Annotated in this window: 7 protein-coding genes and 1 riboswitch; of the genes, 4 read left to right on the top strand and 3 right to left on the bottom strand. The window is 60.1% G+C overall.

Translation table 11 applies throughout. The features are described from left to right. Positions 1 to 484: 484 nt before the first annotated feature. Together FHK95_RS09250 and FHK95_RS09245 are read left to right on the top strand one after the other, a co-directional pair. Positions 485 to 1,462 carry an NAD(P)H-dependent flavin oxidoreductase gene (locus tag FHK95_RS09250; protein ID WP_150304319.1) on the top strand — a complete coding sequence of 326 codons (978 nt, stop codon included), beginning with the start codon at positions 485 to 487 and terminating at the stop codon, positions 1,460 to 1,462. A gap of 31 nt (positions 1,463 to 1,493) precedes the next feature. Then, positions 1,494 to 2,414 carry a hypothetical protein gene (locus FHK95_RS09245; protein WP_150304318.1) on the top strand — a complete coding sequence of 307 codons (921 nt, stop codon included), beginning with the start codon at positions 1,494 to 1,496 and terminating at the stop codon, positions 2,412 to 2,414. 68 nt (positions 2,415 to 2,482) lie between these two features. On the opposite strand, the gene FHK95_RS09240 is transcribed toward FHK95_RS09245, so the two are convergent. Genes FHK95_RS09240 through FHK95_RS09230 form a run of 3 tightly spaced genes read right to left on the bottom strand, consistent with a single transcriptional unit; the run spans position 2,483 to position 5,601 of the window. Then, a complete protein-coding gene (locus tag FHK95_RS09240; protein WP_150304317.1) occupies positions 2,483 to 3,556 on the bottom strand; it encodes a putative urea ABC transporter substrate-binding protein in 1,074 nt (357 codons plus the stop codon). Between the two features lie 42 nt (positions 3,557 to 3,598). Further along, a complete protein-coding gene (locus FHK95_RS09235) occupies positions 3,599 to 4,546 on the bottom strand; it encodes a hypothetical protein (protein ID WP_150304316.1) in 948 nt (315 codons plus the stop codon). Then, positions 4,543 to 5,601, bottom strand: a complete 1,059-nt coding sequence (locus FHK95_RS09230; protein WP_150304315.1) for an isopenicillin N synthase family dioxygenase — start codon at positions 5,599 to 5,601, stop codon at positions 4,543 to 4,545. Before FHK95_RS09230 ends, FHK95_RS09235 begins: the two co-directional genes overlap by 4 nt. A 456-nt stretch (positions 5,602 to 6,057) precedes the next feature. Then, positions 6,058 to 6,156, top strand: a riboswitch (guanidine-I (ykkC/yxkD leader). 157 nt (positions 6,157 to 6,313) lie between these two features. On the opposite strand from FHK95_RS09230, the gene FHK95_RS09225 reads away from it, so the two are divergent. Together FHK95_RS09225 and FHK95_RS09220 are read left to right on the top strand one after the other, a co-directional pair. After that, positions 6,314 to 7,129 (top strand): ABC transporter permease, encoded by an 816-nt coding sequence (locus FHK95_RS09225; protein ID WP_150304314.1) that lies wholly within the window; start codon positions 6,314 to 6,316, stop codon positions 7,127 to 7,129. Further along, the gene (locus FHK95_RS09220) at positions 7,126 to 7,944 is read left to right on the top strand and encodes an ABC transporter ATP-binding protein (protein ID WP_150304313.1); all 819 of its coding nucleotides are present in this window, start codon (positions 7,126 to 7,128) and stop codon (positions 7,942 to 7,944) included. Before FHK95_RS09225 ends, FHK95_RS09220 begins: the two co-directional genes overlap by 4 nt. Positions 7,945 to 7,953 lie beyond the last annotated feature (9 nt).

The raw sequence follows: 7,953 nt of genomic DNA, 5'->3' as shown, positions 1-7,953 counted from the left end.
GCCATTCCCCCCTAGCCCCCCTTCTGCGAAGGGGGGAACTAGTCTGTGCACTTTACTCGCTTCAGGCCAGCCTGAAACCTTGATGTGATCCACTCGGCTCAGTTGAAAGGAATGGTTTTGGCCCAAGCCACCAATGTTCGAACAAGCCCGCCGGCTGGCAGGGTGGAGCAAGTGTTGAAAACAGGGATGTTTTCGCCAAGCCCCCAAGGACGGGTTCACGGCGTCTTGCGCCACCCTGCCAGACGGCGGGTGACCCACCCGGAGTTTTCCGCATCGCATCCTGAACTGCTCGTGCTGCCGCGCTGACGCCAAGCGAAGGCGCGCCAAGCACAGCACCGTTCTACCCAGCTCAAGCCATCACTGCCCTGAATACCCGCAATCACCGGCACTTTCCGGGAACTGGTCATACAATCAGGCAGATTCTTTTTCCATGAATCTGTCAGCCCGGGCGGGCTGGCAGAAATTCAGCACGCACAGAGGTCCCATGAAAACACGCATAACAGAACTCTTTGGCATCCAGCATCCGATCATTCAGGGTGGCATGCATCACGTTGGTTACGCCGAGCTTGCCTCTGCCGTCGCCAATGCCGGCGGCCTGGGCATGATCACCGCTCTCACTCAGCCAAATCCTGCCGCGCTTGCTGAGGAAATTCGCCGTTGCCACGAGATGACTGACAAGCCCTTCGGCGTCAACCTGACCTTCCTGCCCTCAGTCAATCAACCGGATTATCCCGGCTATATCGAGGCCATCATCAAGGGCGGCGTGAAGGTAGTAGAAACCGCCGGCAACAACCCGCAAAAGTATCTGCCTGCACTAAAAGAAGCAGGTATCAAAGTCATCCACAAATGCACCGCCGTTCGCCATGCCCTCAAGGCTCAGGCCATTGGTTGCGATGCGGTCAGCGTCGACGGCTTCGAATGCGGCGGTCACCCGGGCGAAGACGATGTGCCTAACTTTATTTTGCTGCCCCGCGCTGCCGAAGAGCTGGAGATCCCCTTTGTCGCATCAGGCGGGATGGCCGACGGACGCTCGCTGGTTGCTGCACTGGCCCTGGGCGCCGAAGGCTTGAACATGGGCACGCGGTTTATCGCTACCCGCGAAGCACCGGTTCACGAGAACGTGAAGCAGGCGATTGTCGCCGCTAGCGAGCTCGATACACGGCTGGTCATGCGTCCGCTGCGCAATACCGAGCGCGTGATGACCAATGCGGCGGTCGAACGGCTGCTGGATAAGGAGCGGCGCCTGGGCACCGACCTCACGTTCGCGGACATCGCCGAGGAAGTGGCTGGCGTCTATCCGCGCATCATGAAAACCGGGGAGATGGATGCCGGTGCATGGTCCTGCGGCATGGTGGCCGGACTCATCAACGATGTCCCCACGGTTCAAGCGCTGGTCGAACGCATCATGGCGGAGGCTGAGGGCCTGATTCGCGACCGTCTGGCCGGCATGCTGAACGGTTGAATTGCTGACATAACAATAACGGAGATTCTGGATGAGCTTTGATACCCCACTCTACCTGTGCGGCCCACTGCGCGAGCCCCGCCAGATGTTGGCTGACCAGGAATACAGCGGCCATACCTCGATTCACGACGACAGCATGGCGGAAAAGCTAGGGTTCCGGGCGGGGCCTATTGAAGGCCCGACGCACTTCAGTCAGTTCGTTCCGCTATTGGTCGAAGTATTCGGACAAGCCTGGCTGGAACGCGGCTGCTTCTCTTCACACTTTCAGAACATGGTGGTCGAGGGCGAACAGGTCCGCGCCTTCGTCGAGCGCCCCGCAGCAGGCGCACATCGTGTGCGGTGCTGGGCAGAGAAAGCCGACGGCACACCGGTTCTTGAGGCCAGCGCCAGCCTGGGTCCTGACGACGGCCCTACCCTGCTGGAAGAGCGTATGGCCAAACTTCGCCCGCCGGGAAAGCTGGTGATCCTGTCGGAACTGCACCTCGGCATGCGAGGCGCTGAAGAGGAACGCGTGCGCATGAGCCCGGAGCAGAGAATGGGCAACCTGTATCCATTTTCGCTCAACCAGAAACTCGAGCGTATTACCGAGAATTCGCCTTGGTACTCGGATTCGACAGCTACGCCCTGGGGCCGCGCAATCATTCCCCTGGAAATGGTCAGCGTGCTGGCGGAATACACCAGTAAACAGGCGGCTTTTCCGGTGAAACAACCTGTCGTGGGTCTGTTTGCTGATCAGGAAATCCGCATGATCGACGGCCCCCTGTTCGTCGGTGAGGATTACCTTATCCGCCGTGAGATCGTCGCGCTATCCGAAAGCAAACGCACCGAATCCTACTGGGTACGCACTCATATCTATAATGCGTCAGGCACTGAACTCAAGGCCCAGATGCTGCTCAATCACGCCACCCTGAAGCACTCGTACGCCAATTACGAGGCAGAGGCTTCCGCCTGACCTGGCGTTGCAACGGTGAACCCGGTCCGGTGAGCATGCACCGGACCGGACCACATCATTGCGCCGGGTTACAGCTTCCCTTCCAGCGCCATCCGTACATAGGTCGGATCAAACCGCAGCTGCACGTTGCCGCTACTTCCAAGTACCGAGCCATCGGCAAACTCCATCCCGACCACATCGGGACTGGGTGCACCATTGCCCAGCAATCCCTTGTCGAAGGAGAACAACCGCACCTTATCCATGGTCTCGCGTAAAGCCGGATCGGTAGCAAAAGCATGGGTATCGGCAGGCGTGTAGAACAGCATGGTTTCGGCCAGCTGAGCGTCATAGCCCGCCAGATCTGTTCCCGCTTGCTCGGCCATGTAGGTACGAGCGGCCTTTGCTTCATCGCTATCACCAGACATCAGCTCCAGCGTTTCGAACCAGGCCCCCACCAGCGCCTTGCCAAGCTCCGGATTGGCTTTCAACACCTCCGTATTGACCGCCATCATGTCGATGATCTCACCCGGAATCTCGGTGGAATCGAACACCTGGACCGCATCCGGTGATTGTTGCTTGATCAGGCTCAACTGCGGATTCCATACCGCCGCTGCCGTCACGTCCGGAGTCATGAACGAGGCGACCGCATCAGCGTCCGAGGTATTCATTACCTTGATGTCGCGCTCGGACATGCCGTGCTTTTCCAGCGCCCGCGCCAGCAGATAGTGGGAGACAGACAGCTCGACCAGATTGACCTGCTGACCGCGAATGTCTTCCATGCTGGAGCCCTTCTTCAGCAGGACGCCGTCGTTGCCATTGGAGTAATCACCGAGAATCAGGGCGGTGGTATCCACCCCGCTGGCCGCCGGAATGGTCAGGGCGTCCATATTGGTCATGCCGCAGGCGTCAAAGGCACCCATGGTGTACTGGTTGATCGACTCGATGTAATCGTTGAACTGCACGATCTCGATCTCGATGCCGTATTTGTCTGCCCATTTATCGACAATGCCGTAATCCGCCGCATAGGCCCAGGGCATCCAGCCGGCATAGATCGACCAGGCGACCTTGAAACTCTGCTTCTTCTCGTTGGCAACCGCGCCGGTTGCCAGGCACAGACTGGTAGCCAGCACGGCCGCCCATTTGCAGATTGACGTTTTCAACATGGTTATTACCTCGTGCATCGATAAAAGGATGCCGCTCCGGCCTCAGTAATGCGGCTCGGTATAGCGGGTCAGGGTTGGGGATTCGTGGTCATACCAGGCGGCAGCGTCTTCGCTGAAGTCGGCGGCCTGTTTGAAACTGATTACTGCTTCAATAGTGTCGACAGCGAAGCGCCGCTCACAGCGCGAGCCCTCAATGGTCAGTTGCTGAACGATCTGATGGGAGTCGGGGAGGTATTCGAATCCATCCAGGGGACACAGAAGCTGCCCGACTCGGGCCGGACAGGTCGAATGTTCGACGCGATAGTCAGCGGTCATCGATCCCGATGCCACGGAGGTCTCGAAGTTGAATAGATGGGCCAGGCGCTCGGCATCTCCAGCGGCCTCGGCTACCTCGTCGCGCAATAACCCGCTTGCGCTACGCGGTATGACATCATCAGCGCGCCCAAGCACCAGCGCGGCATGGTCGCCACAGATGATAAGCCCGCCACCGCGATGCCGACGCACGTCAGTGTCGAGATCCCGTTCCTCGATCAGTCTCAAACCGATCAGCGGCCCAGGAGGCGACGGCTGCAAGCGCCAATCCTCGACATAGGCCCCGCTGGGGGCGAACTCGATCATGCAGTTACCGACGCGCTGCAATAGGGCCGGCTCCGGCCACCGGTTGTGCAGTTGCAAGGAGGATTCGCCATGCCAGCTTAGCGTTTCACTGGTCCATTCAGAGTCCGCAGCCCAGCCTTCGTAGTCGGCCAGCACTTCAAGCTCTGCACGTGTGTAGTCGGCCCAATCGCGCGGTGGCGGCTGCACCTGCGCTATTGGCAGACGCAGGTCGATGGTGAAAGTGCGGCTCTGAATCCAGCATACCGTCGTAGTCGTATCAGTCTGGCCATTGGCAAAACTGATGGCGCGGCGTCGGAAATACCCCAGCATCCAGTCAGGCACACCGCTGTTCGCGGGGTGCGGATATCTTTCCAACAGTTCCTGCAGCCTCATGCCGTTTCCCCTTGCTTGCGTCCCTGATGCCCAAAGGAAGCGAGGCCGCGGGCGCCCTCCGGCATCGATAGTTCGCCGGTTTCGAGGCGGCGCTTGAGGTAGCCAAAGGTCTGCACCGTCTGCGCAAACAGGTGGTCACCACAGCGTACGGGCTCGTAACGCGCCGGTGCTGACTCGCTTAACAGCTCGGGCACCGGTGCAATGACCGTGTCGTAATCACAGGCGCAAAACAGCGGAAACGAATAGCGTTCCTCGGCAACCTTGCGCACCCGGTGCGAGGTGGCGACATACATCCCGTTGCTGAGCACTTCGAGCATATCGCCGATGTTGATGACAAAGGCGCCGTCAACCAGCGGCACATCAATCCACTCCCCAGCACCGTTGAGCACCTCCAGGCCAGGGGCTGTCGGCAGCAGGATGGTGAAGCACTCATAATCGGTGTGCGCACCAATACCCGGCCGGTCTGCCGCGTCGGGGTTGAAAGGATAATGGACCAGCCGAAGCTGGCTTGGCGGGGTCGTGACATAGCGGCTGAAACCGTCCTCCGGCAGGCCCAGCGCCAGCGCAAAGCCTTTGAACAGCTGATTGCCCAGGGCAAGCACCGCATCGTAGTAGGCTTTTACGTCCTCCTTGAACCCGGGCATATCCGCCCACTGGTTCGGCCCAAGCATTGGCCGGCGCTCCGCGCGCGGGTCCAGATCAAATCCCAGGTCATAGGCTTCCTTGTGGTCGATGGCGCCGGAGTCGAACTGCTCCTCGCCTTCGGGCACATAGCCGCTATGGTTGCTCGAATGGCCGATATAGTGGCGCATCTTGTCTTCCAGCGGCTGTGCGAAGTATTCCTGTGTGCGGGCGACCAACCTGTCGATCAGTGCCTGGGGTACGCCGTGTCCGGTGATATAGAGAAAGCCTGCATCCTTCGCTCCCTTTCCAAGGTGCGTGGCGGTTTCCTTGCGCGTGGCCGAATCGGCCGAAAACAGTCCGGATACGTCTACAACCGGGAGGCTGGTGAAAGCGGAATGGGTGGTACGAGCGCGCAACTCTTCGGACGCCATGGGTCACCTCCTGTTCGGATAATCGAGATGTCACCTGGTCGTCCAGGACTAATGCGAACGGAGCAAACATGTCCAGCAAATAGCCTGGACCTGCTGCCTGATCGCCCCGGGTCGTCCCGGGAAATTCAGCACGTATCCACACGGCCAAGCAGCGCCGTGATATCTGAGATAAAGCAAGACTCATACCATTGACCCAGCCCATCGCTAACAACGCGCGGCGTGCCCCATGCCGGAGTACTTGTAAGCAGCTGATAGCTGATCCTGCCGGGAACAACGCACCAAAACGGCGCATCGATGCTCGCCCTCGGTGCGGTGTTGGATCCCAAAACAGGGCACGGCCAGCGGACCTGTAGCCCGTCCAACGCAGCACAACACGCGCCAACCGGGAGGCAACGCCTCTTTTTCGAGCGCTGGCATGGCGATTGCTACATCTCTGGTGCAGGAAGCTGCGAATCAAAAATGGCTGACTAGGGTTCCGGCTCGCATCGCGAGTGACTGGTCCGAGAGTTGGCGACCTCCAGTGAGGTTACACGGCGGGACAAAAGCCCGGGAGAACAGCGTCTTAGAGCGCAGCTCCGTGCCGTCATGCCTAAAACTGGAGGTCAAACATGCGCCGATCAGCACCCGAAATGCGATGGATCCCGCGCCGCTACATAACCGGGATAAGTCATACCGCTACGGGTACCTCTAGCGAACAGTGGGGGCTAGCCCCATGCGCCTGATCAACGTCCGTCCCGGCAAACCCGGCAGGCTGCTTCTGCTACTGCTGCCCTTCGCCCTTCTGGTGCTGGTGTACCTGTCCTATTCTGCCCAGCGCCTGGAAATCAACCCAAGCGACAAGCTGTTGCCGAGCCCGGCGCAGATGGCCACGGCGATGGATACTCTGGCCCTGCAGCCGGACCGGCGCAGCGGTGACTACCTGTTCTGGCAGGACACTGCATCCAGCCTGCAGCGCATTGCGATCGGCCTGAGCATAGCCGCCCTGGTTGGCCTGTGTCTGGGCGTCGCAGCCGGCGCCATTCCGCTGTTCAGTGCAACCCTTTCCCCGCTGCTGGCGGTGCTATCGATGGTTCCACCACTGGCCTTGCTGCCCATCCTGTTCATCGTGTTCGGGCTGGGGGAACTGTCCAAGGTCATGCTTATTGTGATCGGGATAACGCCGATCATCGCGCGCGATCTGGAACAGCGCGCCAGAGAGATTCCTCAGGAATTACTGATCAAGGCACAGACGCTCGGCGCCAATACCTGGACCCTGATCCTTCGAGTCATCCTTCCGCAACTGCTGCCGCGCCTGCTGATCAGCCTGCGACTGGTGCTGGGGTCGGCCTGGTTGTTCCTGATTGCCGCCGAAGCCATCGCCGCCACCGACGGTCTGGGCTACCGCATCTTTCTGGTACGTCGCTACATGTCCATGGACGTCATCCTGCCCTACGTCGCCTGGATCACCCTGCTTGCCTGGACCATGGACTTCGGTCTGCGCGGCCTGATTCGCCTGGCATTCCCCTGGTACGAAGGAGCCAAACCATGAATGACACCACCCTTGTTGCGCAACCGCCCTTTCTCCAGGTGAAAAACGTCTGGCAGCAATACGGCGATCAGGTCGTCCTGGAGCGTTTGAATCTGACTTTTGCCGAGGGCGAGTTCTGCACCCTGGTCGGCACCTCTGGCTGCGGTAAATCTACCTTTCTGCGCATGCTGCTGGGCCAGGAAACACCCAGCCGCGGCGATATCCTGCTCGACGGCCGGCCGCTCCAGGGCGAGCCCGACGCCAGCCGCGGCGTGGTTTTTCAGCGCTACTCGGTGCTGCCTCACCTGAGCGTGCTGGATAACGTCGCGCTCGGCCTGGAGCTCCCCAGAGCACCGCTGTTCGGCAGGCTGTTTGGCCGTGCGAAGCGCGACGTACGCGACCAGGCGGCGGTGATTCTCAACAAGGTGGGCCTGGGCCATGCGCTGGATAAATACCCGGCGCAGCTGTCCGGCGGCATGCAGCAGCGTCTCGCGATCGCCCAGGCGCTGATCATGAAGCCGCGCATTCTGTTACTCGACGAGCCCTTCGGTGCGCTGGATCCGGGGATTCGCAAGGACATGCATAGCCTGCTGCTGGAGCTCTGGCAGGAGACCCGCCTGACCGTCTTCATGGTGACCCATGACCTGTCCGAAGGCTTCACGCTCGGCACCCGACTGATGGTGTTCGACAAACCGCGAATCGACCCCGATGCACCACATGCCTATGGCGCACGCATCACCTACGACATTCCGCTCAACAGCAATCGCCTGGCTGCTCGCACCGCGGTCGAGTCGTTACCCGAACATATCATCCACAGCCTGAATTCAGCTGCGTAAGGAGCTTCA

This window comes from Pseudomonas saliphila (assembly GCF_008638345.1).
Taxonomy (GTDB): Bacteria; Pseudomonadota; Gammaproteobacteria; order Pseudomonadales; family Pseudomonadaceae; genus Halopseudomonas; species Halopseudomonas saliphila.
The sequence above is the reverse complement of the archived record's forward strand: the minus strand, read 5'-3'. Positions and strand labels throughout refer to the sequence as shown.

Excerpts from the sequence above, each read along its gene's own strand:
- FHK95_RS09250 (WP_150304319.1), top strand. The coding sequence starts at position 485 with ATGAAAACACGCATAACAGAACTCTTTGGCATCCAGCATCCGATCATT.
- FHK95_RS09245 (WP_150304318.1), top strand. The coding sequence starts at position 1,494 with ATGAGCTTTGATACCCCACTCTACCTGTGCGGCCCACTGCGCGAGCCC.
- FHK95_RS09240 (WP_150304317.1), bottom strand. The coding sequence starts at position 3,556 with ATGTTGAAAACGTCAATCTGCAAATGGGCGGCCGTGCTGGCTACCAGT.
- FHK95_RS09235 (WP_150304316.1), bottom strand. The coding sequence starts at position 4,546 with ATGAGGCTGCAGGAACTGTTGGAAAGATATCCGCACCCCGCGAACAGC.
- FHK95_RS09230 (WP_150304315.1), bottom strand. The coding sequence starts at position 5,601 with ATGGCGTCCGAAGAGTTGCGCGCTCGTACCACCCATTCCGCTTTCACC.
- FHK95_RS09225 (WP_150304314.1), top strand. The coding sequence starts at position 6,314 with ATGCGCCTGATCAACGTCCGTCCCGGCAAACCCGGCAGGCTGCTTCTG.
- FHK95_RS09220 (WP_150304313.1), top strand. The coding sequence starts at position 7,126 with ATGAATGACACCACCCTTGTTGCGCAACCGCCCTTTCTCCAGGTGAAA.